Here is a 1,041-nt window from a genome sequence, read left to right on the forward strand (position 1 = left end):
GGATCACTCGGGTACCTCCGGGATCACGGGGCGCTTCCAGATCTTCCGCAGCGCGGGCGCGGCGCGGCAGCGCGGGGGAGCGTGTTCGTCATGTGTGCTCGTCGCCCTCCAGCCGGCGCAGGTAGGTCAGGCCGGGGCGGCCCGAGAGCCGGGTCTCGCCGGTGAGCGCGAACCCGGTCCGGGCCAGTACGGCCCGGGACGCCGCGTTGTCCGGCGTCGTGGCGGCGCGCAGGACGGTCAGTCCGTAGCTGTCGGCGGCGCGCCGGCAGATCTCCCGCACCGCCGAGGTCGCGAGCCCCCGCCCGGCCGCGTGCTCCGCGATCCGGTACCCCAGATCGGCCGAGCCGTCCGCCACGTCCACCAGGTTGACCCGCCCCAGCACCGCCCCGGCCGCGTCGACCAGCACATGGAAGTAGCAGACCCCGGCGTCCTGTTCGGCCAGCCGCTCGCGGAGGACCTCGTCGAACCGGGCGAAGAACCTGTCGCCGCGATCCGGGACCGTCGCCGCGAAGTAGGCGCGGTTTTCCCGCTCGAAGGCGAGGAGTGCCGGGGCGTGGTCCGGGCGGAGCAGCTGCAACTCGGGCATGGGGAGGACGGTAGGCACACCGGCCGGCCGCCCGCCAGTGGATTCAGGGCGTGCGCAGGTCCTTGACGCGGCGGAGCTTGCCGAGCGACCGCTCCAGGGTCTCCGGGTCCACGACGACGACCTCCACGGTGACCCCGACGCCGTCCTTGACGCCCTGGGCGATCGCTCCCGCGGCGGCCGCGCGGTCGGCGGGGGCGGCATCGGGCCGTGCCTCCACCCGGACGGTCATGTGATCCATCCGGCCGCGCCGGCCGAGCTGGATCTGGAAGTGCGGGGCCACCCCCGGCGTGCGCAGCACGATCTCCTCGACCTGGCTCGGGAAGACGTTGACCCCGCGCAGGATGATCATGTCGTCGCAGCGGCCGACTCTGTGGGGTTGCTGTGAGTCGGCCGTGGGAAGAGTGGCAGCAGAAAACGTCGTCTGTCAGGACCGCGTCAGGAAGTTGGCCGGAAAT

Annotated in this window: 1 protein-coding gene and 1 pseudogene; both read right to left on the bottom strand. The window is 72.9% G+C overall.

Annotation, left to right across the window (positions count from 1 at the left end; translation table 11 throughout):
* Nucleotides 1-88: 88 nt before the first annotated feature.
* Nucleotides 89-586 (bottom strand): GNAT family N-acetyltransferase, encoded by a 498-nt coding sequence (locus ABZ646_RS47200; protein WP_360534105.1) that lies wholly within the window; start codon nucleotides 584-586, stop codon nucleotides 89-91.
* A gap of 43 nt (nucleotides 587-629) precedes the next feature.
* Nucleotides 630-950: pseudogene (locus ABZ646_RS47205) on the bottom strand (phenylacetate--CoA ligase); the annotation flags it as partial.
* Between the last annotated feature and the right edge of the window lie 91 nt (nucleotides 951-1,041).

Source organism: Streptomyces sp. NPDC007162, assembly GCF_040634175.1.
Taxonomy (GTDB): Bacteria; Actinomycetota; Actinomycetes; order Streptomycetales; family Streptomycetaceae; genus Streptomyces.

Bases quoted from the DNA above. Each gene is read 5' to 3' on its own strand.
- ABZ646_RS47200 (WP_360534105.1), bottom strand. From the start codon at position 586: ATGCCCGAGTTGCAGCTGCTCCGCCCGGACCACGCCCCGGCACTCCTC.